This window comes from Asaia sp. As-1742 (assembly GCF_011753235.1).
Classification (GTDB): Bacteria; Pseudomonadota; Alphaproteobacteria; order Acetobacterales; family Acetobacteraceae; genus Asaia; species Asaia bogorensis_B.
Genome location: NZ_VWWA01000001.1, coordinates 467273 through 494132, shown reverse-complemented (window position 1 = coordinate 494132; position 26860 = coordinate 467273). Strand labels below are relative to the sequence as shown.

Here is a 26860-nt window from a genome sequence, read left to right as displayed (position 1 = left end):
GGCTCCCTTACCAGAAACGTGCGGCCAGAACGCTCGTGAGCGTTACAAGGTCGAAGCAAAGGAAAGCGGTCATACCCAGCATGGCCCAACGCTGCGTGCTTTCCGACGGGGAAAGCTGGCCTGCTCTTGGCATGAGGGGAAACAACAGAGCCAGAAAGGGCGCAATCGGCAGGAAGTAGCGGCCCTGAACGCCATCGATGATCGGCGCACCCACCGGGGTCCAGATCACATAAAGCGAGAAATAGACGGCGCCCACCGCAAGCAGCACGGCAAGCACCGTCACGAAAACCGTTCTACCGTTTTGTGCCAAGGCCCGGTTTCTGATCGCCGGATAGGCGCAAAAGCAGAGTGTAGCGAGAATCGTCGCATAGACAAGGCGATAGAACCACGCCGGAAACAGCGTATCCAGCCAACCAAGCACCCCGATGAACTCGTGAATGTTGTGACCGAGATTCACCTTGAGCGTCGTATAGGCGAGCATCGGCAGCGAGAGAGGATGGGTGAGTACCCAATGCACCTGACCACTATCCGACGTGCCCGACCCATCAAGGAACTGCACTTTGGTCGGGGTCATGCCGAAATGCTGCCAGACAAGAAACGCTACGATGCTGGCGACAAAAGGGGCCACAGCGAGATATTTGCGGCGCCCCACACCCAGCCATTCCCGCGCCGGAAACAGGCCAAGCGGGATAAGGCTGCACAGCAGCAGTGGGGGCTTGCTGACCGTCAGAACGGCGAAAAGACAGGCGATACCAATCCAGAAGCGCGTTGATCCCGGATCAAGCGTATTGATCCGGGTAAGCAGCGAAGCCGTAAGAAGGGCGAGCGCGAAGATCAGGCCATCCTGCGAGCATGACGCGTTGAGCGCCATCACCATGGGCAGGCTCGCAAGCAACATCAGATAAAGCACCCCGCGACGGGCCAGCGCGATGGCGAGCGTGCACAGAGCAATGCTGATCACCGCATTGATCACATGCACCATGATGCTGGTCTGGATGATCGTCGCCCGCGTATGGCGACCGATAAAGGTGACGACCGCGCCCGGCAGATAGGTGATGGGAGCGTAAATGACCGTATTGCCGAAAGAAGCCCAGCTACGGTGATTGTCCCATTGCCGCTGCGCAAGAGCGGACAGCTCGCCCATATCCACCTTTCTCTCGGCGTGGAAACGCAAACTGTCCAGTAATTCCGCCTCCGAAGGAAAGTTTGCAGGCAAATAACCACCCGCCTGCCCCGCATCGAGCTTGATGCCAACAAACCCGCCCTGGGCGATCTGAACGATCCGCGCAAAGTGGTTGCGCTCGTCCGGCATCTGCCCGGGGGGAATGAGCAGGATGCAGGCGAGCCCCATCATGGAGGCAAAGAACATGAATACGCGCACGGGCGAGAGCGCCAAGGCTGATCGCAAAGTGGAAAGCAAGACTTCATCCCCCGGGGGAAAACGCGATGAATGCCCGGAAGAAACCGGGCTGGCGGGAAGTGATGGCGAGACCTGTCAGAGATCGACGCAGGGAGGTGCCTGAAGCGCCAGATAGGCCAGACGCTTGTTCTCCTGACGGCCCAGCGCAACACTGTTCAATATCAACCCGCATACCAGCGAGAGGGCCGCCAGCAACTCAAGCCCGGTGGCCAGCACAGCCGAAGGCAGATGCGGCACAGTGTGGGTCTCGATAAAGTCGAGGACCGAACGCAGACCGATCAATCCGCCAAGCACAGCGAGAACCAGGCCGATCGCACCAAAGAACAGGAGAGGACGCTCCTGTTTGAGCAGGTTCAGAATTGTCCCAAGAATACGAAAACCGTCGCGATAGGTGTTCAGCTTGGAGAACGATCCTTCGGGACGCTCGATATAACGGGTCAGCACTTCGCCCATCGACATATTCAGCTGCAGGGTATGGACCGTAAATTCTGTTTCGGTCTCAAACCCGGATGACAGCGCCGGGAAGGATTTCACAAAGCGGCGACTGAAGACGCGGTAGCCCGAAAGCATGTCTGACTGACCGCGACCAAAAAGGCTAACGACCAGCCCGGTCAGCACCTTGTTCCCAAGCACATGGCCAGGGCGATAGGCAGCAGCGTCCTGATGCTCACGAACGCCCATCACGGTATCATGCCCGTTTTCCAGCGCCATACGCACCATCTGCGGCGCCGCAGCCGCTTCGTAGGTGCCATCGCCGTCGATGAGCACATAGAAATCAGCCTCGATGTCCGCAAACATTCGTCGGATGACATGGCCCTTGCCCTGCAACCGCTCGCGTCGAACGATCGCACCGGCTTCCTTTGCCAGTTCAACGGTCCGATCGCTGGAGTTGTTGTCGTAAACGTAGATAGAGGCATCCGGCAACGCGGCGCGCATATCGTGCACCACGCCGGCTATGGTCACCTCCTCGTTATAGCAGGGAATGAGGACCGCAATCCGGCAGATGCCAGGCGGCAATGCGGTTGCTGTGACGATACCTGCCGGATTGGGGTCTACCTGCATTACTCTCTCTGCGGAACGATCCTGATCAGCCGCTCCTAGCATCTCGGATGCAACGAAGCCAGATCATGCCTGTCGCCCCCGAGGCTTGGGCGTCACTCCTGCCCAGAAGCAGCCGCCCGGGAGCAGCCGGTCGTCATATAGCCACGCAACACGCCCTGTAGACGCGGAAGCAGGAAAGCCGGGTCGCACTCCCACAGTGCCGGGCTGATCAGCTCGACCGACCACGGCCCGGCATAGCCACTGCGCCTGACCGCGTCGCACCACCCCGAAAGGTCGATTTCCCCCTCTCCCGGCATGCAGTCACGGAGTACGGTCTCGTCCCACGCCTCGCCGGGACGTGGAAGGCGCCCATCGCAGAAATGCACACCAAAGATCCTTGCAGGGTCGAGGGAATCGAGATCAGCAGGGATCGCTCCCGACCCGTGGAAATGCCAGAAATCCACGACACCCCCCACATTGGGGGCCCCCACACGGGCAATAACCTCTTTTGCCTGGGTCAAGGTCCGGAAACGGGTGAAGGCCGGCAACTCGATCATATATCGCACACCCCAATCGCCCCCGATCGCGGCAATTGAAGCGATATTCTGCACCATGACATCCATGAGCGCAGGATCTGACAGATGGTCGGCACCGTTGCGCGGAAGAACCATGACTGTTGGTGCGCCCAGATCATGCGCCTCGCGCGTGATCTTTACCGCTTCCTCCATCAGAGCTGCGCGCCCAGACGCATCATGACGCTCGATGTGATCGAGCGCGCTCACATGGCTTATGCCCATCCCGGCATCGCGCACCATGCCTTGCACGGTATCGATAGTACCGCCGCAGGAAAGATAACGGGCAAGTTTCGGATAGAAAATTTCCATATCGTCAAACCCCGCCTCATGCGCGAGACGGATATCAGTCAACAAATTCGAGTGGAAACTCGTAATACCGTGCAACGCGGTGCGCATGACGACCATCTCCTCCTGACAAATCAGTCAACCTCACCGGACAGAAATCTGCCCCGGTGATCCTGTGCCGATCCTGTCGCGGGCGGTGACAGGGTCGCAGTCCGTCCTTGATGTGAAACCATCGGAATTCGCATTCGCTTCCGCAGGCGCATGGCTAGGCTTCGGACGTTAACTTAATGTCATCTTGGGGTCGCCCTATGATCATTCCTTCGATTCCCTCCCCTGCCTTGCATCGTCGCTCCTGCAAGACCCATCGCGCGTCTGCAATCGAGACCGCTTTCCCGGCAAACGGAGGACGCGCATGAGACGGATTCAGTCACTCGTTGGCGTCACGTCCGAGCGCCATGATGTTTCCTATGTACTTCGCATCTGCGCGGTTGCTGCGCTGGGCGGTATTCTCTTTGGTTACGATACCTCCGTCATATCGGGGGCCATTGGGCCGATACGGGCCCATTTCCATCTGAGTGACGCCGCAACCGGCTGGGCTGTCTCCAGCGTGATACTGGGCTGTATCATCGGGGCCTTCGGATCGGGGTGGCTCGCTCACACGCTCGGACGCCGGATGGCCCTGTTCATCTGCGCCATCCTGTTTTCCGTGCAGTCGGTGGGTGCAGCCCTTGCACCTGATTTCACCCAGTTTGTCATCTATCGGATCCTGGGTGGGCTGGCTGTTGGCATCGCTTCTGCGGTGTCGCCCATGTACATGTCTGAAGTATCGCCAAAGGACATGCGCGGTCGGGCCTTGTCGATGGAGCAGTTTGCCATCGTTCTGGGCGCGCTGATCGTCTATGTCGTCAATTACCTGATCGCCGCCCGTGCTAGCACTGCCTGGCTTGAGGAAATGGGCTGGCGCTGGATGCTTGGATCGGAGATTGTTCCGTGCCTCGTTTTCTGCGCAACGATTTTCCTCATTCCGGAATCACCACGCTGGCACATGATCCGTGGGCGCGAGTCCCATGCCCTCAAGACGCTGAGCCGGATATCAAACGAGGCCCATGCGCGCTCGCTCATCGCAGAGATACGGGAATCCATGACGCAGCATACCCGCCAGGGACCTGCACTCATGACGGTGCTGCGCGACCGCCGCGCAAGATGGATCGTCTTTGCGGGCGCCATGGTCGCAGGCCTGCAGCAATTCACCGGCATCAATATTGTTGTCTATTACGCACCGATGCTCCTGAGCACGACAAGCGGCAGCCTACAGAATGCCCTGTTTCAGACCATCTGGATTGGAGTGGCCAATCTCGTTGGTGGCATGATTGGTGCCTGGATTGTCGATCGAAAGGGAAGACGTCCGCTGATCCTGTGGGGGTCGCTCGGCATGACCATCGGCCTTCTGGTGTCGTCCGTCGCCCTTTACAGACAGGATTCCGGACTTCTCGCCCTGTTCGGCCTGCTTTTCTACATGCTCATGTTTGGCCTTTCATGGGGGCCTGTCGCATGGATTCTCGTTTCGGAAATCTTCCCGAACCGCATCCGCTCGATTGGCATGAGTCTTGCCGTCGCTTCAAACTGGGTGATGAATTTCGTGGTGGCGCAAGGCTTCCCAATGCTGGCAGGCAACCACGCCCTGAATGAGGCTTTTCACGGTGCCTTTTCCATGTGGCTTTTTGCGGCGCTCTGTCTCGGATCAATGGTCTTCGTGTTGCGTTATATCCCCGAAACAAGAGGCGTCTCGCTTGAGAAGATTGAAGAGACCATGATGGCTGGACCCGACTACAGTCCGAGCCGCCTGGGGAACAAGCCGCTCTCCACCGGACGTCCTGTCGATCACACGTGAACCGGGCGCGGTGAAGCGTGATAGAAAAACAGGCTGACATAGGCGGTGCCTCATTGGATGCCGGCATAATGCCTCCTCACAATCCCACGTGCCGACAGAACTCATCGACGGCACGAGGTGTCGGGAGGAAGCATTTTGGCAAGCGCGATCGGGCGTAGATCGTTCGATAGCGCCGCCTGTTCATTCTCGTCGGCCCGACGATATGGCCCAGCATCGCGACACTGATGGGCTCGCGGGTGTCGCGCGCAAACCCTCCTATACGCTGGCCGGGACGTGCACAGCGACGCAGGTAACGATACAGGCTGAGGCAGGTTGACGCGTCCAGCAGGATCAACCCGGTCGCTCGTGCCAGACGATCTTCCATACAGGAGGAGTAATTTCCCTCGATCACCCAGCTTTCGCCCGAAACCGCCCGTGCATGATCAGCATGGAATGCGTCGAGCGGCCTCAATGTGCTGAAATCGCCATAGTGGTAGCGCAGAAGGTCCAGATGAACCACGGAGAGACCATAGGCAGTGCCTATACGCAGCGCGAGAGTGGATTTCCCACTATTGGAAGGGCCGATGATACAAATGCGGCTCCCTAGTCTGGCTGTCAGCTTCATTGGCTCAAGGTCCCCCATCAGAGTAGGCGCTTTCGTTGCGCTAAAGTAGAACGGGAAATCTAGACCTCACCGGGGCTCGCCGGTGGACAATCCCCTTATGGAGGATGCGGCTGACCCTTACCCGTGCCACAAGACGGATGAAACGATTTAGAAAGAGGGACGATCCGTGCAGGAGCAACATCAGAATCATATGGGGCCAAAAGAATGGTCGCTCCTGCTGGTCCTGGCTCTTCTTTGGGGAGGCTCGTTTTTCTTCTTCAAGATTCTCGTCTCTGTCGTACCTCCCTTTACAGTCGTACTGGGGCGGGTCGGGCTGGCGGCTCTGGCCCTTAATCTCCTTCTGGTCATCCGCGGCACTTCCCTGCCACGCGATGGCGCTCTCTGGATGCGCCTCCTGCTACTCGGACTGCTGAATAACGTGATACCCTTCTCGGCCATCGCCTTCGGTGAGTCGCGGATCTCCAGCGGTCTGGCGGCCATCCTGAATGCCACGACTCCTGTTTTCACTATCATCGTCGCGCATTTCATGACCCATGATGAGAAAATGCGCCCAGGGAAGATTCTTGGCATCCTTCTGGGGTTTTTCGGGGTCGGCATCCTGATTGCGCCTGCCCTCACAGGAGGAAAGACTCAGGGTTCCCTTGCTGGAGAACTGGCCTGCCTCGCTGCGGCGCTAAGCTATGGGTTTGGTGGCGTGTATGGGCGCAGGTTTCGCGGCCTGCCACCCTTGCAGATCGCCACCGGGCAGTTGACTGCCAGTACCGCCCTTATCTTTCCGCTTTCCATACTCATCGACCGCCCATGGACCCTGCCTACGCTTTCCTGGAACGTCTGGGGTGCCTTTGCCGGGATCGCCCTGCTCAGTACGGCTGGCGCCTTCATTCTTTATTTCAGACTTCTCGCGACCGCCGGTGCCACCAATCTTTCTCTGGTGACATTCCTGCTGCCGATCATGGCATTGCTGCTGGGGACCCTGTTTCTGGGAGAGCATCCGGGCTGGACGGCGCTTGCTGGCCTCCTCCTTATCGGCACTGGCCTTGCCGCAATCGACGGGCGACTCTTGCCCATTTTCTTACGCAGCAGGCCTGGCGCCGACTGAACGCCCGGAAACAATCATTTGGGTAGTGGTAGATGTGAACACTTCTGAAGCTTTATCGACAGCATGGCCACATCATCAGGCGACTGACGGGCGAGATAAAGGGTTCGCCCCGGACTGATCCAGTGTGTCAGCTTCTCGCCTCCGATTCCAAGCCGCCGACCGCGATCCTCGTCCATTCCGATCTCCGATACGGCATCGCTTTCGGACAGGATGACCCGCACAGGCATAATCTCTGACACGTCACTCGCTTGCGCTTGCGACGACACGAGCGCTTCGTCTTTTTCCAGGGAGATCACGCTCACAAGGGGAGGCAGGATGTAGCAGCATTCATCCTGGGACATCCCGAGTTTATCGAGCTTGCGACCGTCTTCGGTGGTTACGATAATATTTGGGTCAGGCAATACATGGGCCGTATCGAGCAGCCTATCGGCGCGCTTGGGGAACTGAATGACATTGTCAGACATCTCCGTCATGTTTTCATTAGATATTATATCGTTATTATTACCGATCTTAATCATTGAATTCTCTACTTCATGTAATTTTGAGCCGATTTCGCGGACTCAAGCTCCATAACACTACGCTTGTTATGGGACTTATCAAAACAGTTGTAATCGGTCAGATCCTTCATGTTTCTGTTACAGAAAGCGTTAAAGAGCGGCATATGACCGAAAACCCCTGCATGGTACGATACGTATATTTGAGAATGGTCAACGAAAACTGATCCGTGGATCAGGATCGGAACTATGAATAAAAAAAGGCGGCCCGGAGGCCGCCTTTTCGATCTGCATCGATGCAAACTGCCTTACGGCAGGATTTCCGTCTCGGCAAAGAAGAACGAGATCTCGTTCTTTGCATTTTCGAGGCTGTCGGAACCATGCACCGAGTTGGCTTCGATGCTCTCGGCATAGAGCTTGCGCACGGTGCCCTCAGCAGCCTGGGCCGGGTTGGTTGCGCCCATGACTTCGCGATGATGTGCCACAGCGTTGTCACCCTGCAGCACCTGCACGACAACCGGCTCGGACAGCATGGAAGCAACAAGGCTGCCATAGAACGGACGCTCGGCGTGCACAGCGTAGAAGGCCTTGGCCTGGTCTTCAGTCAGCTTGATGCGCTTCTGGGCGACGATGCGCAGGCCTGCGCCTTCGAACACGGCATTGATCTTGCCGGTCAGGTTGCGGCGGGTTGCATCGGGCTTGATGATCGAAAGGGTGCGTTCCAGGGCCATGAGGCATCTCCTGCATTAAAAAAGAAAAGCGGTGAACGCCCTTCCCCTAGAGCAAAACAAGACTTCCTGATAGTCCGCTTGGCATCAAAACGCCTCCATATTGCCCGGGAAGAAACTGTGAGCCTGCTGACCATCACCGACCTGACCCTGCGCATTGCCGGTCGCGTCCTGCTCGACAATGCCTCACTCAGTATCGACCCGGGGCGCAAGGTGGGGCTGATCGGCCGGAATGGCGCCGGTAAATCGACGCTGCTTGCCGCCATTGCCGGTGATCTGCACCCCGATGGGGGCACGATACAGCTCTCCAACCGGGCCAGCATGGGGCGCGTCAAGCAGGAGACGCCTGAAGGGGATGCCTCCCTTATCGACACGGTTCTGGCCGGTGATCTCGAGCGCGCGCGCCTGCTGCACGAGGCCGAAGCGGCCCATGATCCCTCTCGCCTTGCCGATATCCATGAGCGGCTGCTTGTCATCGACGCTCACACGGCCCCGGCCCGCGCAGCAAGCATCCTGTCAGGGCTTGGTTTCGATCATGCAGCCCAGCAGCGCCCGGTCTCGTCATTCTCCGGTGGCTGGCGCATGCGCGTGGCGCTGGCCACAGCCCTGTTCCTAAACCCCGATCTGCTGTTGCTGGACGAGCCCACGAACCATCTCGATATCGAGGCGACAATCTGGCTCGAAAACTGGCTCAAGACCTTCTCGGGCGCAGCGATCGTCGTGAGCCATGATCGCTCCCTGCTCGATAGCGTAGTCGATTCCATAGCACATCTGGACAAGGGCAAGCTGAGCCTCACCCCTGGCGGGTATAATGAGTTCATCCGCATACGCACCGAGCAGGCCCTGCAGCAGAACAGGGCGGCCGAACGCCTTGCTGCACAACGCGCGCACATGCAGTCTTTCGTCGATCGCTTCCGGGCCAAAGCCACCAAGGCCCGACAGGCTCAGGCCCGCCTCAAGGCATTGGCGCGTCTGCCTCAGATCGACTCTGTTGTGGAGGACAGTCCCACCCGCTTTTCCTTCCCGGAGCCAACGCCTCTTCCCCCGCCCATGCTGTCGCTGGAAAATGTCAGCGTTGGCTATGGCGGGCGCGCTGTCTTGTCCAACCTCTCCTGCCGCCTCGATCTTGATGATCGCATCGCGCTTCTGGGCCAGAACGGCAAAGGCAAATCGACCTTCGCCAAATTGCTGGCAGGGCGTCTCGACCCCATCTCAGGCCGCGTCAACCATTCTCCAAGGCTCCGCATTGGCTATTTCGCCCAGCATCAGGGCGACGAGCTCGTGCTGGGCGATACACCCATCGACCATATGAGCCGCGCCATGCCTGACGCAACGCCCGTCGCCGTGCGCGCACAGCTCGACCGGTTCGGGCTCGATGCCGGCAAGGCCGAGTCCCGGGTGGGCGACCTGTCAGGCGGTGAGAAAGCGCGCCTCCTTCTTGCCCTCGCCACGCGCAACGCCCCTCACCTCCTGCTGCTGGACGAACCGACCAACCATCTGGATCTTGATGCCCGCGACGCACTGATTCGCGCCCTTTGCGATTTCGAAGGTGCTGTCGTGTTGATCAGCCATGATTCTCATCTGGTGGAATCCGTCGCTGATCGTCTTTGGCTCGTCGATGAGGGAACAATCACGCCGTTCGATGACGATATGGACGGCTATCGCAGCTGGCTGATCGAACGGGCACGCAAGGCCGCCAGTGATGGCCGGGGTGAGAGCGAGCCGGACAGCGCCGGCAGGAAGGACCAGCGCCGCGACCGTGCGGAACAGCGAAAGGCTCTGGCGCCCCTGCGCAAGGAAGCGAAAGCCGCCGAGCATTTGCTGGAGCAGCTTGGCAAGGAACGTCAGAAAATCGAGACGCGTCTGGCCGATCCGGCACTTTATGCAAAAAGCGATACCGCTGAAATCACGAAGCTGAACACAAGGCTGGCCGCATTGCGCCTTGAGGAGCAGGCGGCTGAGGAACGCTGGCTGGCCGCAGAAGCCGAAATCGACGAGGCGAACCGAAGCTAGGGCTCTCCGTTACAACGAGACAGTTTTTTGAAAACAAGAGAGACGATGTCCGAAACCCATCCTGACGACGCCCACGGCGCGGGGCGCGAACTGACACGGATCTTCCGGATCCTGCGTTTTACTCTCATCGTTACGGTTGCCGTGCTCGCCATCTGGCTCATTGGCGACGTGCTGATGGTCGTTTTTGCCGCCACGTTGTTTGCTGTGATCCTGCACGGTCTGGCGCGTATTCTGCGTGACAAGGCCCGTATGCCTTACCAGCTCGCCGTGGGTCTGGTGGCGCTGACAATCCTCCTCGCCATCGCCGCTCTCTTCTTCTTCAGCGGCCCGCAGATTGGTGACCAGTTCGTCAAGCTGAAGCAGGCCCTGATCACGCAGTATGGTCAGATACGCGAGCAAATGGGCTCCAGCACATGGGGCCAGTTTGCCCTTGATCACTTGCCCAAATCGCTTGGTGGGAACGAGGCTGGCAGCGGCCCGTCCCTCGGTGCCGGTCTGGCCAATTCGGTAACGGGTATCCTGAGCAGCGCGTTCGGTCTGCTCGGCACGATTGCCGTGATCCTGATTGCCGGACTCTACTTCGCCCTGTCCCCCGCCATCTATGTGGACGGTCTGCTGCGACTTGTGCCCGAGGGCCATCGCCCGGAGGCCCGCAAGCTTCTTCTGACGGCGGGCACGGCGCTGTGGTCATGGACAATCGGACAGGCCTTTGACATGCTTGCCGTTGGTCTGGCCTCGGGGATCGGGCTGGGCTTTCTTGGCGTTCCTCTGGCGATGGCCCTTGGCGTTGTTGCCGGCCTCTGCAATTTCATCCCCTATATCGGCGCGATTCTCGGGGCGATACCCGCTGTGCTGATCGCCCTTTCCCAGGGCACACGCACCGGCCTTATGGTGGCGGGGCTCTATTGCGTCATCCAGTTCCTGGAGGGCAACGTGCTCGCCCCCCTGATCCAGCGTCACGCCGTTCATATGCCGCCAGCGCTGGCAATTCTCTCCCAGACCGTGTTTGGCACCATTCTGGGCGTGCCCGGCCTCATTCTTGCCTCTCCCCTCACCGCAGCTCTGCTTGCCATTGGTGACAAGGGCACGGCACCGCTCGCCGATGATATGCGGACGGGCGAGACCATGGGTGATGCGCCGCTTTCGAGCGAGAGCGGAAAACAACAACACGCCTGACCCCTAAGTGACGGGGCGTATTATCACCCCGTCAGTCCAGCCTGCCAGCCGGAGTGATGCCACGGGCTGCGCGCGGCTCTGCCTTCAAATACCAGTCTCAAACATAGCGTATTTACCTCTTGCTCCTCACACTGTGTCAGCATCGCATGGTGATGCCGGACGATAGAGAGGGGCATCGTGATGCGTGATCGATCAATTGGCGAAATGGCTGCCCAAAGCGGGCTATCAATACGCAGCTTGCGCCACCTTGAGGAAAAAGGGTTGATCGCTCCACGCCGAACCGAGGCAGGTCGTCGTGTCTACGGCGCGCGGGAAGTGAACCTGATCACCAAGATTCTCCTGCTTCGGCAGGCAGGGTACCGGCTATCGGCAATCTCTGCGGTCATGATTGCCCCCTCTCTGGACGCCCGGAGCCTGATCGAAACACAGATCCTGCATCTTGGCGCGAAGCAAAGAGAGATCGAGACCATGCTGCGCCGTCTGCGGCATATGTCCGATCTGCTCGAAACACGCGAAACACCTGATGCTGACCGGCTCTGTTCCCTTATCAAGGAGGCACAGACCATCATGACACAACAGGATCTCAGAACCGTCGCAAAGCAGTATTTCACTGAGGAAGAATGGAATCGCTGGCAGGCGCTCGGCGCCAGACTTTTTCCGGGAGACACACGCACCGCCTATGAGCAGGACTGGGCGGCGCTGATCACCCGTGTTGAAGACGCCATCAGACAAGGTGTTGTACCGGGATCGCCCAAAGCCCTGTCGCTTCTTGGTGAATGGATGACGCTTCAACAGCCTATGGTTGATGCGTTGGGCAAAGACCACTGGAACAAGGCAGCAAAAATGTATGCCGATATGGAAAACTGGCAGACAGACACAGCCAGGGCACCGTTCAGTGCCGAGGTCTATCGCTTCATCACGGAGACCGGCCGGCTCTCACGTACGGGGGAGAAGCAGGTCTCGCAGGGCCAGCCCTGAAGGCGGGCATTGCTGGTCCGGGATGGATGCTTTCATTCCGGGCCATGGGTGTCGTAATCGCAACGCCTGACACTATGCCTGCACACCGTCACAAGTGTCGGACCAGAGTGCCAAGCACGGGCCCGAACACCTTTGCAGGTGAACAGGCCACGAGGCTTCTCCTCAGGGAACGTCGGTTTTCTCGAAGCCCTGCCCCTCGATCAGTCGACGCAGCGGCGCCCAACCCTGATCATCAAAGCTCTGCACCTTGAAGCGTGCCTTGGGGTTCACGCGCGTAATGGCTGTATCATTCCAGTCAGCTCCGCTGATACCCGTCCAGAGCGCAAGCTCGAACGGCTCACCATCCGGCAGATGGGCCTTGATTACCACATCACCGGTTGAAGGGGCTGGCGAGGTGAGCGGGGCCCAGCCATGCGTATGGCTGTGAAGCCATGCATTCAGCTGAGCCGTTTCCGCCTCATCGAGCTTGCGCGTCTGGTTCGTCTGCTCGATCGTCAGTGTCACATCCGACACGGTCTCGAACCGTACCGGACGCAGAGCCGGCCATGCGAAATACCAGATGAGCGCGACCGTCGAGAGAACAACCGCCAGAAATCCGAAAACGAGAAGGGTCTCTTTTCTCACGCGCCGCGCTCCTGCCCGGCATCGGCTGAACCGGCCTCACCACCTGCCTCGGACGCTGCAAAATAGGACGAGACAGCGCCGATCACACGGCTGACCTCTTCGTCAGTCAGTTCAGGATGAAGCGGCAGGGCCAGAATACGAGAGCCCAGCGTTTCTGAAACTGGCAGCGATACCGTTTCGTCATGATGCTCGGCATAAGCTGGCTGCTCATGCAGCGGGCGCGGATAGTACACGACGCTTGGCACCCCGTGGCGGCCAAGATGTGCCTGCAAGGCATCCCGCGTTGCGGCGTCCGGCAGCAGGATGGAGTAAATGGCCCAGGCGCTTGCACTGTCCTTCACCCGTGCCGGAGTCTGCACAATACCGGAAAGCGCCGCGTCATACGCCTGTGCAATGGCTTCGCGGCGGGCCAGTTCCTCTTCAAACCGGTCGAGCTTCGCCAGAAGAATAGCCGCCTGAAGCGTATCGAGACGTCCATTGAGGCCGATACGCAGAACTTCGTAGCGCGTGCGCCCCTCACCGTGGGTGCGCAGCGAACGGTACAGCTCCGCACGCTCGGCATCGTCAGTGAGGATGGCCCCCCCATCGCCATAGGCCCCCAGCGGCTTGGACGGGAAGAAGGACAGGGTTGTCGCCATTGCCTCGCGGCCCAGCTTGTGACCGTTCAGAGAGGCGCCAAAAGCTTGGGCGCAGTCAGCAACAAGCAACAGATCCTCCTGCGCGGCAATATCGCGCAGGTTCGCCCAAGGCGCAGGCTGACCGAACAGGTCAACGCCGATAATGATGCGAGGCTCAAGCTCCTCCTGCGCACGTATCGACGCTATGCGCGCGCGCAGATTATCGCAGTCGATCTGGAAACTTGCCGGATCCACATCCACGAAAACCGGGGTGGCGCCAAGCAGCAGCACCACTTCTGCGGTAGCGGTATAAGTGAAGGCCGGCAGGAACACGGCGTCGCCCGGACCAATCTCCTCGGCCATGAGCACCATGAGGAGCGCATCGGTACCGGACGAGACGCTTACGGCATGCGCCGCACCGCTATAGGCGCAGAGCCGTTTTTCAAGCTCCTCAACCTCCGGCCCCATCACGAATTTACAATGATCGAGGACTGTGTCGATCCGCTGCTTCAGCGCCGCGCCGAGGCGCGCCTGTTGTCTGGGCAGGTCGAGAAAGGAGATGGGGGCTTTGTCGCTCATGGCACCTTTTTTTCCATTGACGGCCGCATGAGGCCGGTCCCGTATCACTGGAGGTTCCGTCAATCGCGGCATAGCCCGAAAGACAGTTTCCATTGGCCGGGCGCATGAAGAAACGCGCCCGAACGTTCACGCCGGGACTATGACACAGGGTTCGTGTTTTCCGAAGCCTCCAAGCTTTCAGCTTTCAGGATCGGTGGGGCGGAATAACGTACCTCGCCCAGTGGGTTATGCGCGAACTCCGGCACGAGTTCCTGTATGATGGCAAGCGACTGCGCGATATCATCGGCATGACTGGCCGCCTCAAGCTGCTGCAGCAATGTTCGGGCAGCTTCCAGATCAATCATCCGCGGCGTTGCCATTTTCAGACCCGGCGCATCGGTCGGAACCGGCGCCTCGCGGCCATGAAACAGCTCCTCATAGAGCTTCTCGCCCGGGCGCAGTCCGGTAAACCGTATGGCGATGTCCTCATCGGGCCTCAGCCCCGCCAGACGCACCATCTGACGCGCCAGATCGAGAATGCGAACCGGCTCGCCCATATCGAGAACAAAAATTCCGCCGCGTTGCAGACGTTGGTCCGTCTCGTCGGCCTCACGCCGAGATGCTGTGCCACGCACACTGGCCTGAAGCACGAGACCTACCGCCTCTGGTACGGTCATGAAATAGCGTGTCATATCAGGATGCGTGACGGTAAGCGGCCCCCCCTGTTCCAGCTGGCGTCGGAACAAAGGCACGACCGACCCCGTAGATCCAAGGACATTGCCAAAACGCACGGTCACACAACGGAAATGTGAGCCCTTTGCCTCAGCCTCGCCCATGAGCGCCTGACAGTAGATCTCCGCACAGCGTTTGGTTGCCCCCATGATGCTCGACGGATTGACGGCCTTGTCGCTTGAAATGAGGACCATCGCCCGCGCCCCGTGGCGAATAGCGGCATCGGCGACGACCCGCGTCCCGATCACGTTTGTCAGCACGCCCTCGCAAGGGTTGGCTTCAACAATCGGTACGTGTTTGAGCGCCGCAGCGTGAAACACGAGCGCCGGACGATAGCGTGCGAACACCTCGTCGATACGCTGGGCATCGCGGATATTGGCCACGACGACCTGACGCTGCACATGGGGGAACAGCTCTGACAGTTCCAGATCGATCTGCCAGAGCGCATATTCGCCGTGATCCAGCAGGAGCAATGTAGCGGGACCAAACTGGGCAACCTGTCGGGCCAGCTCTGAACCAATCGTCCCACCCGCGCCCGTGACCATGACCACCTGCCCCTGAATCAGGCGTGCCATACCTTCACGATCCAGCGGGACTTCCGGCCGGTTCAGGAGGTCCTCCAGCGCGATGGGACGCATCTGGATTTCCTCGGCCGGCGTAAGCCTTGTGAGCGAAGGGGCACGTTGTACCGCAATGCCGTAGCTCTGCCCGGCATCGAGCACGACGGAGAGCTGCGACCCGCGCCATTCAGGATCGGTCACGATCACGCTATCTGGCAGGGTGTCGTTCTTCTCCATCTCCGCCAGCACGGAGGAAAGATCCTCGGTCACACCAAGAATCGGTACGCCATGCAGCCGCCGCCCCTGCTGCCCGGGCGAGCGGGTAACCAGTCCCATCACCAGATAATGCGCGTCCGATACGCGCTCCAGCGCGCGAAGAAACAAGTCAGCGCTCAGATCAGAGCCCGCAAGCAGAACACGGCGCCTCTGCCCCTGCGCCTGCTGTCGCACCGTACCGTAAAGGCGCGTGGCAACACGGCCACCTCCAAGGCCAACAAGGAGAACGAGCGCGTAGATCAGGGGAAAGGTGGGCGATGGCAGGGGAAAGCCGGAAACCCAGAGCATGAGCGAGAAAAGGGTGGCACCTGCGATAGAGGCGGCGGCTATACCGCGCAGATCCGCAACACCCGAAAAACGCCAGTATTGCTGGGGGATACGAAATGGCAGGCCACTGACGAGCAATGTGATGGCACCGCCCATGACGAACCAGAGCGGATGCAGCAACCCGTCATGGGGGGCGGCCAGAAATCGGGCTACCGGGGCAGCGAGTCCTGATATCAGACCGTCAGCGATAACATTGACGGCGATGCGCCCGCGTGATCGATGACGCCGCGTCAAGGATGAGGGGACCGGGCTATGAGATTGTTGCTTCGCGTTCACCCGACACTTATAGCCGCAAAAAAACTTTTGTCGCGATGGGCAGTCGTCACGTCAGCCCCTGCCCGCTGAGAAATTTCCGGATCCGATGATGATACCCCTGATCCTCTGTTGTGCTGCCACGGCCTGTATCAGTGCTGCCCTTGTCCTTTACATGATCCGCATCGGGGTCATGGACGTGCCGGGGCATCGCAGCTCGCATACGCGCCCTACCCCCAAAGGTGGCGGCATTGGCATCATCACGGGGTTCCTGCTCGTCTTTCCCCTGTCGCAACTCTGGACACAGGGCGATCTACCGGGCCCAGCGCTTCTTCTGCCTCTTCTCGCCGTGGCCTTGCTCGCTTTCTTTTCCTGGCTTGATGATATCCACTCCTATCGCGCCTCGCTCAAGCTGGGTGTTCAGGGTGTGGCAGCCCTGATGACGCTGGCGGGCGTGGCGCTCACCTCACTCCCGGGTTCCGACTCTGGCGTAATTGGTCAATTAATCCTGGGCAGGAGCGCTCTCCCCTTCATTCCTGCCTATCTCATGTCAGGCTGGGTCATCGTGGCTCTTGCTATCGGCATCGGCTTCTTTTGGCTCGTTTTTACGACCAATGCCCTGAACTTTATTGATGGCCTGAATGGCCTTGCGTCCGGTGTGATGGCCATTACGGCTTTGACGCTTTCGCTCCTGTTCAGCCACGCGGGGCGACCCGGCTTTACCCATGCAGCACTTCTTCTGGCTGTTGCGCTCCTGATATTCCTGCCCTTCAATTTTCCCAGGGCGCGTATCTTCATGGGTGATGTGGGCAGTCAGGGTGCAGGACTGACTTTGGCATGGCTCGGTATAGAGGCCGCCTGCACAACACCCTGCCCCCTGATCGTACCCTTCATGCTGGGTGGGGTGCTCTATGACGTTGCCTTTACGCTGATCCGTCGTGCGATCGCCGGTGACCCGCTGGCGCAGGCCCATCGAAGCCATCTTTACCAGCTCGCCGCGCGCAGCGGCGTCTCACCAACGCTTGTAAGCCTCTTGCACTGGGCCTTCGCCCTATGGGGCGCAGCTGCCGCCGTGACCCTCTCGCCTATTGCCGCTCAGTTGAGCCTTGTCCTGGCCCCGCAGCTGCTCTGGACAGGCTTTACCCTGCACCGGGCACGGGCACGTGATCTGGGCAAATGGTGACGCCGCACCGCTGACGTTCAAGGACGTCGATAGCAGAGCCCAGATACTGGGTCCGGGCCAGCGATGTGAAGCCATATCGCCTCGCCAGCTTCATTGAGGCCAGATTCTCCGGATCGATGATGCAGCGTGCGACCCTATGATCGGTCCGGGTGTCGAGCCATTTCAAAGCTGCGGCCACACCCTCACCCCCATACCCTTTGCCGTGACACCAAGAGGCGAGCACCCAACCAGCCTCGGGATAGCCATCGAGGGACGGCTCGATACCCCGTCTTGCCTCGCCAAACCCGATCGTACCCACGAAACGCCCGGTAAGGCGCTCCTTCACGCACCAGTAGCCGTAGCCAAGTATTCCCCAGTATCCACGATACCGTATCAACCGGTCCCAGGACTCATTGCGCGATGCAGGCTGACCGCCAGTATAGCGTGTCACAACCGGATCGGCGCGCATGTCTGCAAGCGCCTCGAAATCCTGCCGGTCGGGAAGCCGGAAACACAAATTCGCCGTGTCGAACTCGTGCGTCATGACCTCAACCCTTGCTGACTGCGTGGAATGCCGCTGCCATAGGACATAGCGGCTGCAGGAATTTAGCAGAACATCCGATCGCTCGCACCTGAACAAAAAAAACCGCCACCCTTTCGGGAGGCGGCTTTCAAAATCCTCTGCTGGCGCGAGCCCGTCAGACGATCGGGCTCGTTCAGCCTGCGATGCGACGCACCGTCATGCGCTCTACGGTGCCACGACCAGTCTTGGCAGCCGGCTTGACCGTGCCCGAAGCCTCGCTCATGAGCGAACGCATTTCGCGCAGGAACGCGGAGCCCTTGAGGGTGCGCTGCACGAGAACCGAGCGGCGATCGAGCGGATCGACCTTGCGACGCGCCAGATCGAGCTCACCCAGACGATCAAGAGCGCGGGTGATGGCAGGCTTGGAGACATTGAGTTCCTGAGCCAGGCCACGAACTGTGTGGGCGCCATCCTGCAGATAGCAGGTCAGAAAAACACCAAGCTGACGTGCGGAGAGATCAGGGCCGTCCTTGCGCACGAGCGAAACGATCGTGTCACGAAGAAGGTTGAGCATCTGGTCATTCTGTGCCTGGGCCATCGAAAAAACTCCTCAATGCATCGCGCATCCGGCGCGGCTAATGGTCTTACCCGTCGCCCAAGTAAGCCACCCTGAAAACACCTTGCGGATATTTCAGGGATGCCACGCCTTGGGTGCGTGTCCTGAAGGCGCTTGCTTTAGGAACGGAGCGGGTTACATCCCGATTAGCGTTGCATTCCTACAACATGCGTCGAACGATACGCATCCATATAGGTTCGTTTTTGTAATCGGTTTAGTATCTTTTTGTTGAAAGTCAGTGACTAAGCTGGTCCTGACCCTACCCTTTCATTAATCATTCGTAATGTTGCCTCGACCAGAGCGCGTAATGCGAGCGTCTCTCCCCCCTCGGGACGCCCTTTTCTCGGTCCATCATTCCAAGCGTAGGTGTCGATATGTGCCCATTTTACAGTGGGTTCGACGAAATGCTGAAGGAATAGGGCGGCAGTGATCGCCCCCGCCATTGGCTTGTCCGTCACATTGCCAAGATGGGCATTTTTGCGGCGGAGCCATGCGTCATAGCCATGCCAGAGTGGCAATTGCCACATGGCATCACCGGCCTCATGACCTGATTCAAGCAGAATCTGCGACCATTCCGGGTCGTTACAGAACAACGCAGGCAGGTCAGGGCCCAGCGCGACACGGGCCGCACCCGTCAGAGTCGCCGCGTCCAGCAGCCAGTCGGGTCGGGACTCGCAAGCCTCGGTCAACAGGTCGCCAAGCACAAGACGCCCCTCGGCATCGGTATTACCCACCTCTACCGTGAGGCCTGCCCGCGTGGTCAGAATATCGCCCGGCCTCATGGCATGGCCGGAGATGCTGTTCTCAACGCAGCCAAGACGCAATTCCAGACGCAATGGCAGGTCCTGCGCCATGATCACATGCGCCAGAGACAGCATCAGGGCAGCGCCACCCATATCCTTTTTCATGCGCAGCATGCCGCTGGCGGGCTTGATGTCATATCCGCCAGTGTCGAAGCATACGCCCTTGCCAACCAGAGAGAGCAGCGGCGCATCGGCTCCGGCAGCGCTGCCCTGCCATGTCATCCTGAACACTTGCGCCGGGCGATCCGACCCAGCGCCCACAGCCGCAAGGCAGGGATAGGCCCGCTCCAAGGCCTCTCCGCTCACAATCTCACTCGTGGCGGCGTGAAGTCGGGCCACCGCCTCGGCCCTTTGCGCGAGCTCTACTGGCCCCAGGAGATTGGCAGGCATGTTCACCAGATCGCGGCCGAGCCATGTCGCCTGAGCAAGCGTAACGGCGCGACCTGTATTGCACTCCGGAGGCAGAACCAGGCGCACCGTATTCTCGCTCGCCGGGCCTATCGCGTAGTGATACGCCCCCATGCAAAAGCCCAGCACCACATCCTGCATAATCCCCAGGCGCGACCCGGCATAATCGGGTGCGACAGAAGGAACCCAGTCACCAGGGGGCAAGCCCGTGGCCAGCACACCGAACCGCGCGGCATCGCATGATTGCGGATCATCCAGATAGACCGCGTGACTGACGCCCGCCGCTCCGGGGACGAGATAAAGACGTCCTGCCACCGGCTCCCCGGCCATTTCGCGCAGGGCGGCGCCGTGTCCATGAAGCAATGCCTCGAGATCCTGCCCGACAGGCACGATATGGAGGAGTCTCGCCGCGTCGGCCGTCGTCGTCAGGCAAAGCTTTTCGGGATTACGCATGGTTATCTGCCTTTCTGCTGATCTTCCGGTAGAGGATCGGGTCCGCACAAGCTGTGCCAGTGGCGGTGGCGTCTTGCAATTCGGTCGCTCATGCACAAGCATCGTATCATGAAGTCCCAGCTCCATCTCATGCCCCGCCGAATTCGTGCCGTGCTGGGACCGACCAATACCGGCAAGACCCATTATGCGCTCGAGCGCATGCTGGCGCATGAATCTGGCATCATCGGCTTCCCCCTGCGTCTGCTGGCGCGCGAAAATTACGAGCGCATGGTGCGCCTCAAGGGCGCGCGCCATGTGGCGCTCATCACGGGTGAGGAAAAGATTGTTCCCCCCGATGCAAAGTGGTTTTCCTGCACGACTGAGGCCATGCCACTCACGCGCAAGGTCGAGTTCGTGGCCGTGGACGAGATCCAGCTCAGCAGTGACCCCGATCGTGGGCACGTCTTCACTGACCGGCTGCTGAATGCGCGTGGCAATGTGGAGACCCTGTTTCTCGGCGCCGAGACCATGCGCCCCCTTCTGCAACGCCTTGTGCCCGGCATCGAGATCGACACGCGCCCTCGCCTATCGAGTCTGGTCCATACGGGTCATACCAAACTCTCGCGGCTCCCTGCCCGCTCGGCCATCGTCGCGTTCTCGGCTGCCGAGGTCTACGCCATTGCGGAGATCATACGGCGTCGACGGGGTGGCTGCGCGATCATCATGGGGCAGCTCTCGCCCCGCACCCGCAATGCACAGGTCGAGCTCTATCAGAACAAGGATGTTGATTATCTCGTTGCGACCGATGCCATAGGCATGGGGCTGAACATGGACGTGAACCATGTCGCCCTGGCATCGCTCACAAAGTTCGACGGCGCCTCGCTTCGGCCACTGACAGCCCAGGAATGTGCCCAGATTGCCGGTCGCGCCGGGCGCGGCATGAAGGATGGCACATTCGGCGCGACCGCCGAGGCGCGTCCGATGTCAGAGTCGCTTGTTGATGCGATCGAAGCGCACCGCTTTGACCCGGTCGAGCGTGTGAGCTGGCGCAATGCGGCTCTCGATTTCACCTCCCCCGACGCCCTTTATGCGAGCCTCAACGCGTCACCACCCAAACGCGGTCTGGTGGCGGGCCGTCCTGCTTCCGACGTGCTGACGCTCGAGAGCCTTTCAGGTGAGCGCGAAATCCGCGAGGCCGCGCGAGGCAGGAAGGCCACAGCCTTGCTATGGGAAGTGTGCCAGATCCCCGATTTTCGTAAACTGGGTGACGATTCCCATGTGCGGTTATGCCATCGTCTCTTCATGCATCTCCTGCAGGATGGGGGCATCCCCGGTGCGTGGTTCGACTCCCATATTGCGGGGTTTTCGCGCCTAGATGGCGATATCGACACGCTGATGCATCGCCTGACCGGAATCAGGATCTGTGCCTATGTGGCGGCGCGCAGTGACTGGAGCGACCGGGCAACCCATTGGCAGGAACGTACCCGGGAAGTCGAGGATCTGCTGTCAGATGCGCTGCATGAGCGCCTGACGGCCCGGTTTGTCGATCGACGTGCCACATCCCTCCTGCGTCGTCTCGATAGTGATGGCACACGGGACCTGCTTTCTGCCGTGACCCGTGAGGGGCAGGTGATTGTCGAGGGCCACGCCGTCGGCACCATTGAGGGTTTCACCCTGAAGCCCGATCGTGAAGAGGCCCTTCCCGAACGCAAACTTATGCTGCGTGCGGGACGGCGTGCGCTGCTGCACGAAATCCCGCGACGCGTGCAGGCTCTTGTCTCGGCCTCCGATGATACTCTCTCGCTGGATGCGACCAATGGCCATATCGCCTGGGACGGCGTGGTCATCGCGCGCCTTGCCCGTGGTACGGCCCTCCTCGCGCCTGCCGTACAAATTCTGGGTGGGGAATTTGCTGACACGAAGCAGCGCGATCTCGTTCAGGAAAGACTGATCGCGTTCGCCTTTGCCCATATCCGTACGACGCTGGCCCCGCTTTATGCGCTGGCTGCGCAGCCCCGCCCCACACCTGCCCTGCGCGGCCTTACCCATCGCCTGATGGAATATGGCGGTGTCGCTCCCCTCATGCCTGGAGAACCCGCCAGCCACGGAACGCAGGTGCTCAGCCATCTGCGACGTTTAGGGATACTGTTCGTCCCGCAGGGCGTCTTCATGCCTGCCCTCCTCAAACCTGCCGCCATGACCCTGCGCTCGTTGTTGCTCAGTCTGTGGCACCGTCATGCCAGTCAGAACCCTGACGGCCGCCAGATAACGATTGCCCTCCCGGGCACAGCGCCAATCGCCTCTGCGGGCTGGGCTTGGGCTGGTGGAAGCTGGATGCGGCTGGATCGTGTGGAGAAGCTGCTAGGTGAAGTGCATCGCCTGACACGACACGGCCCCTGCCCCGTACCGAACGATCTGGCGCAGCGCTATGGGCTGAACAAGACACAGCTACCGGAGCTTTTATCCGGTCTGGGCATACGCCTGCGTGTGGCAGCGCCGCTATCGGCCGGTCAATTCGGGCCGCCCGTGCCCCTCATGCTTTTGGCATTGAAGCCACAGGCAGAACACCGCCGTCATTCGGGCAAACGAGCGCCCGCAAGGCCCGCTCCCCCCTCTGACAGCCCCTTCGCTGCGCTGGCCCGGCTGGGTCTGGGCGGGAGATGATCTCATGACTGATGCAGAGCGTGATTATCAGCGGCTCGATCTGTGGTTGTGGCATGCCCGTGTGTGCCGCCAACGTCAGGACTGCGCCGCCCTGGTGGAAAAAGGACGCATCAGGATCAATCGTCAGGTAACGACCAAGCCTCACAGCAAGATACGTGTGGGCGATGTGTTGGGATTGCCTGGTCATCCGCGCCCCGAAGTCCGTATCTGGCGTGTTCTCGGCCTTGCTGAGCGCCGGGGATCTGCCATCGAGGCCGCCCTGCTTTACGAGGTTATCGGCGAGGACTGAGCCCACAAGGCAAATTTGCCGTGGCTTGCCGTAAACATATGCTTGCCACGGACCGAAACTTCCGCCTATCTGCGGCATCCCTTATTGGAAAATCCCAGACGGCGTCTCTCTATTGCCTCCCGGGATCCTCTCGGGCCTCTGGCCCCAGCTTAAGATCGGAGACACCAATGGCCTATGTGGTCACCGAAAACTGCATACGCTGCAAATACACGGATTGCGTTGAAGTCTGTCCGGTCGACTGCTTCTATGCAGGCGAGAACTTCCTCGTGATCAACCCCGATGAGTGCATCGATTGCGGCGTTTGCGAACCAGAATGCCCTGCTGAGGCCATTGTGCCTGACAGCGACGACCGTGCGACGCCCTGGCTTGAAGTCAACAGCAAATACGCTGCCGTGTGGCCCAACATCACACGAAAGATCGACGCCATGCCGGACGCCGATGAGTGGAAAGACAAGCCCGGCAAGGATGCCATGCTCTCGCCGGAGCCGCACAAGGACTGAAGCGCGTCACGCGTTGCGAAAGAAAAAGCCCGATCAATGATCGGGCTTTTTTTGTGTTCGCTCTGGGTGTAGCGAGCGCTGCAATGCGTTGCTGCTTCTCCATTCGTCGCCGGACAATGCCCGCGGTTTTGTCACCACAGGCGAGATTGCAAAACACGCCGTAAAAAAGGCCCGAGGGATTTCTCCCCCGGGCCTTTCCTTTTTCACCAATATGATCGGCTCCCGTCAGACTTCTCGCGAAGCGACGCCGGGAGCCTGACCGTATCAGCGCGACATCATGTTCATGCTGACGTCGTGGATGATGAAGATCGTTCCACCGACAATGATCAGCACGCAGATAACTGCGAAGGCAAATGCCGTGTTGTTCCAGGACTGGCTCGAGCTGCTGTTCATGTGCAGGAAGTAAATCAGATGCACAAAGATCTGAACCACTGCCAGCGCGGCGATGACACCGAAGGTCACGCCGGGGGTCATGAGGTGCATCTCGACGATGGCGAAAGCCGCTACCGTCAGGATGGCCGCAATCACGAAGCCGATGATGTACGAGGCGAAGCTGCCGTGAGACTCGCCTTCGTGTTGATGGGTCGATGCTTGGCTCATCAGATCACACTCAACAGATAAACGAAGGTGAACACGCAGATCCAGACGATGTCCAGGAAGTGCCAGAAAAGGCTCAGGCACTGGAGCTTGTCCATATAGCGTGTGCTGAAAACCTGCGAGCTGAAGCTCTGGACCATGATAACGGCGATCCAGACCAGACCACAGGTGACGTGAAGACCATGCGTCGCCACCAGCGTGAAGAATGCGGAAAGGAACGCAGAGCGATCCGGACCGGCACCTTCATGGATGAGATGAGCGAATTCACGGACTTCGAGAACAAGGAAGCCGAGGCCGAGCACGAAGGTGATGGCGAGCCATGCAAGCATGGCACCCTGCTTGCGGGCATAAGCCGAAAGCATACCGAAACCGAAGGTGATCGAGCTGAGCAGGAGGAGGGCTGTTTCCAGCCCCACCCCGTTCAGATCAAACAACTCCTTGCCCGTTGGGCCACCAGCGAACTGGGTGCGCATGACAGCGAAGGTGGCGAACAGCGTCCCGAACAGGAGGCAGTCCGTCATCAGATAGATCCAGAAACCAAACACGTTGTTCGTGTGATGGTGTTCGTGATCATCAATGCCGTGTGCGGTGCCGTGTGGCGTTGCTGAGATATTTGCCATTGTTATTCTGCCGCCTGTGCTGTCAGCGAGCGGACATAGTTTGCCTGGTCGCGTTCGATTTCGCTGACCGGGACATAGTAGTCCACATCATTGTTGAAGCTGCGCAGGATGACTGTCGCGAACACGCCAACCAGGGCGAGTGCTGCAAGCCACCAGATCCACCAGATCGCTGCGAAACCGAGCACGAAGCTGAAGGCACCGACAAAGAAGCCGGCAGCCGTGTTCTTCGGCATATGGATCGGTGCAAGCACCTTACCCTCATAGCTGCGACGGCCCATCTGCTTCTCGGTATGGAACGTATCGATACCGTGAACATCAGGGAGGACGGCGAAGTTATAGGCGGGCGGGGGCGAGGACATCGACCATTCGAGCGTACGTGCGTTCCACGGATCACCCGTGAAGTCACGGTTCTCGGCCAGATTACGATCGCGGATCGAGACATAGATCTGCATCAGCTGGCAGACAACGCCCACTGCGATGACGGCAGCGCCGGCAGCAGCGATGAGCATCTGAACATGCCAGTCAGCATTGTCGTAATGGTTCATACGACGGGTCATGCCTTCGAAGCCGGCAATGTAGAGCGGCACGAATGCAAGATAGAAGCCGACGAACCAGCACCAGAAGGCGCGCTTGCCCCAGGACTCGTTCATCTTGAAGCCGAGAACCTTCGGCCACCAGAAGTTCAGACCTGCGACGTAACCGAAATACACACCGCCGATGATGACGTTGTGGAAGTGAGCGATCAGGAACAGCGAGTTATGCAGCACGAAGTCGGCTGCCGGCATCGCCATCATGACGCCCGTCATGCCACCGATGGAGAAGGTGACCATGAAGCCAACGACCCAGTACATGATGCCGTTGAACTGGATACGGCCCTTGTACATGGTGAACAGCCAGTTGAAGATCTTCACGCCCGTCGGGACGGCGATGATCATCGTGGCAACACCGAAGAAGGCGTTGACGTTCGGGCCTGCGCCCATGGTGAAGAAGTGGTGAGCCCAGACGATGAAGGACAGAACGCCGATCGCAAGCGTGGCGTAAACCATCACGCGGTAGCCAAACAGGGGCTTGCGCGAGAATGTCTGGGTGATTTCCGAGAACACACCGAAGGCCGGCAGAACCAGGATGTAAACTTCCGGATGACCCCACGTCCAGATGAGCGAGAGATACAGCTGAACGCTGCCGCCGCCATCATTGGTGAAGAAGTGCATACCCAGATAACGGTCAAGCGCGAGCTCGGCCAGGGTAACGGTCAGAACCGGGAAGACTGCCATGATCAGAACGACCGTGACGAGAGCCGTCCAGGTGAAAACGGGGAGCTTCATCCAGCCCATGCCCGGAGCGCGCATCTTCACGATGGTGACGAAGAAGTTCACGCCTGTCAGCAACGTACCGACACCGGCAAGCTGCACGGCCCAGATGTAGTAATCCACACCGACGCCAGGGCTGAACTGCTGCTCTGACAGCGGCGGGTAGACCAGCCAGCCGCACTGAGCGAATTCACCGATAAAGAGCGAGACGTTGATCAGGACTGCGCTGATCGTGGTCATCCAGAAGCTCAGCGAGTTCAGGAAGGGGAAGGCCACGTCGCGAGCGCCGATCTGCAGCGGCACGATGACGTTGAGCAGACCCGTCATGAACGCCATGGCCATGAAGAAGATCATGATTGTGCCATGGGCGGAGAAGATCTGGTCATAATGGTGCGGGGGCAGATAGCCCGGGTTACCATTATAGGCCAGAGCGAGCTGACTGCGCATCATGATGGCGTCCGCAAAGCCGCGGAACAGCATGACAAGGGCAAGCACGATATACATGATGCCAAGGCGCTTATGGTCGACCGAGGTCAGCCATTCACGCCACAGATAGCCCCATTTGCCGAAATAGGTGATAGCACCCAAAACGGCGAGCGCGACGATAACAACACCTGTGAACGTGCCGACCAGAATGGGCACATCCAGCGGTATCGCCGAAAGTGTTAACTTACCTAGCATGTGTC

At 59.5% G+C, this 26860-nt stretch carries 24 protein-coding genes; 9 read left to right on the top strand and 15 right to left on the bottom strand.

What is annotated here, in order from left to right; translation table 11 throughout:
• Window positions 1-7: 7 nt before the first annotated feature.
• The 3 genes from F3J08_RS02080 to F3J08_RS02070 form a co-directional block, all read right to left on the bottom strand.
• Window positions 8-1420, bottom strand: a complete 1413-nt coding sequence (locus F3J08_RS02080; protein ID WP_166928225.1) for a DUF2142 domain-containing protein — start codon at window positions 1418-1420, stop codon at window positions 8-10.
• Window positions 1421-1495: 75 nt separating this feature from the next.
• On the bottom strand, window positions 1496-2482 hold the full coding sequence (locus tag F3J08_RS02075; protein WP_166928224.1) for a glycosyltransferase: 987 nt from the start codon (window positions 2480-2482) through the stop codon (window positions 1496-1498).
• A gap of 92 nt (window positions 2483-2574) precedes the next feature.
• Entirely contained in the window at window positions 2575-3432 is an 858-nt protein-coding gene (locus F3J08_RS02070) for a sugar phosphate isomerase/epimerase (RefSeq protein WP_166928223.1), read from the bottom strand.
• Window positions 3433-3733: 301 nt separating this feature from the next.
• Between F3J08_RS02070 and F3J08_RS02065 the strand changes: the two genes are divergently transcribed.
• Complete coding sequence (locus tag F3J08_RS02065) at window positions 3734-5212, top strand: sugar porter family MFS transporter (protein WP_166928222.1); 1479 nt, start codon at window positions 3734-3736, stop codon at window positions 5210-5212.
• Window positions 5213-5288: 76 nt separating this feature from the next.
• Here the strand turns inward: F3J08_RS02065 and F3J08_RS02060 are convergent, their stop codons facing one another.
• Window positions 5289-5816 (bottom strand): AAA family ATPase, encoded by a 528-nt coding sequence (locus F3J08_RS02060; protein WP_166928221.1) that lies wholly within the window; start codon window positions 5814-5816, stop codon window positions 5289-5291.
• 166 nt (window positions 5817-5982) lie between these two features.
• On the opposite strand from F3J08_RS02060, the gene F3J08_RS02055 reads away from it, so the two are divergent.
• Window positions 5983-6915, top strand: a complete 933-nt coding sequence (locus tag F3J08_RS02055) for a DMT family transporter (protein ID WP_370458645.1) — start codon at window positions 5983-5985, stop codon at window positions 6913-6915.
• A 14-nt stretch (window positions 6916-6929) separates the two neighbouring features.
• Here the strand turns inward: F3J08_RS02055 and F3J08_RS02050 are convergent, their stop codons facing one another.
• Together F3J08_RS02050 and ndk are read right to left on the bottom strand one after the other, a co-directional pair.
• Window positions 6930-7388 (bottom strand): hypothetical protein, encoded by a 459-nt coding sequence (locus F3J08_RS02050; RefSeq protein WP_166928220.1) that lies wholly within the window; start codon window positions 7386-7388, stop codon window positions 6930-6932.
• 329 nt (window positions 7389-7717) lie between these two features.
• On the bottom strand, window positions 7718-8140 hold the full coding sequence (ndk, locus tag F3J08_RS02045) for a nucleoside-diphosphate kinase (protein WP_023978403.1): 423 nt from the start codon (window positions 8138-8140) through the stop codon (window positions 7718-7720).
• A 117-nt stretch (window positions 8141-8257) separates the two neighbouring features.
• Here ndk and F3J08_RS02040 point away from each other — a divergent pair, with 117 nt between their 5' ends.
• The 3 genes from F3J08_RS02040 (at window position 8258) to F3J08_RS02030 (ending at window position 12304) form a co-directional block, all read left to right on the top strand.
• Window positions 8258-10150 (top strand): ABC-F family ATP-binding cassette domain-containing protein, encoded by a 1893-nt coding sequence (locus tag F3J08_RS02040; RefSeq protein ID WP_166928219.1) that lies wholly within the window; start codon window positions 8258-8260, stop codon window positions 10148-10150.
• A gap of 45 nt (window positions 10151-10195) precedes the next feature.
• A complete protein-coding gene (locus tag F3J08_RS02035) occupies window positions 10196-11326 on the top strand; it encodes an AI-2E family transporter (protein ID WP_122039954.1) in 1131 nt (376 codons plus the stop codon).
• Between the two features lie 180 nt (window positions 11327-11506).
• Window positions 11507-12304 carry a MerR family transcriptional regulator gene (locus tag F3J08_RS02030; protein WP_166928218.1) on the top strand — a complete coding sequence of 266 codons (798 nt, stop codon included), beginning with the start codon at window positions 11507-11509 and terminating at the stop codon, window positions 12302-12304.
• A gap of 162 nt (window positions 12305-12466) precedes the next feature.
• On the opposite strand, the gene F3J08_RS02025 is transcribed toward F3J08_RS02030, so the two are convergent.
• From F3J08_RS02025 to F3J08_RS02015, 3 genes are all read right to left on the bottom strand, one after another.
• The gene (locus F3J08_RS02025) at window positions 12467-12928 is read right to left on the bottom strand and encodes a hypothetical protein (RefSeq protein WP_166928217.1); all 462 of its coding nucleotides are present in this window, start codon (window positions 12926-12928) and stop codon (window positions 12467-12469) included.
• Window positions 12925-14124, bottom strand: coding sequence for a DegT/DnrJ/EryC1/StrS aminotransferase family protein (locus F3J08_RS02020; protein ID WP_166928216.1), 1200 nt, complete (start codon window positions 14122-14124; stop codon window positions 12925-12927). Before F3J08_RS02020 ends, F3J08_RS02025 begins: the two co-directional genes overlap by 4 nt.
• Window positions 14125-14261: 137 nt before the next feature.
• Window positions 14262-16232, bottom strand: coding sequence for a nucleoside-diphosphate sugar epimerase/dehydratase (locus F3J08_RS02015; RefSeq protein WP_205206618.1), 1971 nt, complete (start codon window positions 16230-16232; stop codon window positions 14262-14264).
• 127 nt (window positions 16233-16359) lie between these two features.
• Here F3J08_RS02015 and F3J08_RS02010 point away from each other — a divergent pair, with 127 nt between their 5' ends.
• Window positions 16360-17433 (top strand): glycosyltransferase family 4 protein, encoded by a 1074-nt coding sequence (locus F3J08_RS02010; RefSeq protein WP_166928214.1) that lies wholly within the window; start codon window positions 16360-16362, stop codon window positions 17431-17433.
• Here F3J08_RS02010 and F3J08_RS02005 read toward each other — a convergent pair.
• The 3 genes from F3J08_RS02005 to F3J08_RS01995 all read right to left on the bottom strand — a co-directional run bounded on the left by F3J08_RS02005 (window position 17390) and on the right by F3J08_RS01995 (window position 20215).
• Window positions 17390-17956, bottom strand: coding sequence for a GNAT family N-acetyltransferase (locus F3J08_RS02005; RefSeq protein ID WP_166928213.1), 567 nt, complete (start codon window positions 17954-17956; stop codon window positions 17390-17392). The two genes, F3J08_RS02010 and F3J08_RS02005, sit on opposite strands and share 44 nt — an antisense overlap.
• A gap of 172 nt (window positions 17957-18128) precedes the next feature.
• The gene (locus tag F3J08_RS02000; RefSeq protein ID WP_023978412.1) at window positions 18129-18533 is read right to left on the bottom strand and encodes a MarR family transcriptional regulator; all 405 of its coding nucleotides are present in this window, start codon (window positions 18531-18533) and stop codon (window positions 18129-18131) included.
• 260 nt (window positions 18534-18793) lie between these two features.
• On the bottom strand, window positions 18794-20215 hold the full coding sequence (locus tag F3J08_RS01995; RefSeq protein ID WP_240149061.1) for a M17 family metallopeptidase: 1422 nt from the start codon (window positions 20213-20215) through the stop codon (window positions 18794-18796).
• 108 nt (window positions 20216-20323) lie between these two features.
• Between F3J08_RS01995 and F3J08_RS01990 the strand changes: the two genes are divergently transcribed.
• The 3 genes from F3J08_RS01990 (at window position 20324) to fdxA (ending at window position 23647) form a co-directional block, all read left to right on the top strand.
• Complete coding sequence (locus F3J08_RS01990; protein WP_240149060.1) at window positions 20324-22858, top strand: helicase-related protein; 2535 nt, start codon at window positions 20324-20326, stop codon at window positions 22856-22858.
• A gap of 4 nt (window positions 22859-22862) precedes the next feature.
• Window positions 22863-23147 (top strand): RNA-binding S4 domain-containing protein, encoded by a 285-nt coding sequence (locus F3J08_RS01985; RefSeq protein ID WP_166928211.1) that lies wholly within the window; start codon window positions 22863-22865, stop codon window positions 23145-23147.
• A 167-nt stretch (window positions 23148-23314) separates the two neighbouring features.
• Window positions 23315-23647, top strand: coding sequence for a ferredoxin FdxA (gene fdxA, locus F3J08_RS01980; protein WP_023978416.1), 333 nt, complete (start codon window positions 23315-23317; stop codon window positions 23645-23647).
• Window positions 23648-23911: 264 nt separating this feature from the next.
• Here the strand turns inward: fdxA and cyoD are convergent, their stop codons facing one another.
• Genes cyoD through cyoB form a run of 3 tightly spaced genes read right to left on the bottom strand, consistent with a single transcriptional unit; the run spans window position 23912 to window position 26855 of the window.
• Window positions 23912-24247 (bottom strand): cytochrome o ubiquinol oxidase subunit IV, encoded by a 336-nt coding sequence (gene cyoD, locus F3J08_RS01975; protein WP_122039945.1) that lies wholly within the window; start codon window positions 24245-24247, stop codon window positions 23912-23914.
• Complete coding sequence (gene cyoC, locus F3J08_RS01970) at window positions 24247-24864, bottom strand: cytochrome o ubiquinol oxidase subunit III (RefSeq protein ID WP_166928210.1); 618 nt, start codon at window positions 24862-24864, stop codon at window positions 24247-24249. Before cyoC ends, cyoD begins: the two co-directional genes overlap by 1 nt.
• A gap of 2 nt (window positions 24865-24866) precedes the next feature.
• Window positions 24867-26855, bottom strand: coding sequence for a cytochrome o ubiquinol oxidase subunit I (cyoB, locus tag F3J08_RS01965; protein ID WP_122039944.1), 1989 nt, complete (start codon window positions 26853-26855; stop codon window positions 24867-24869).
• Window positions 26856-26860 lie beyond the last annotated feature (5 nt).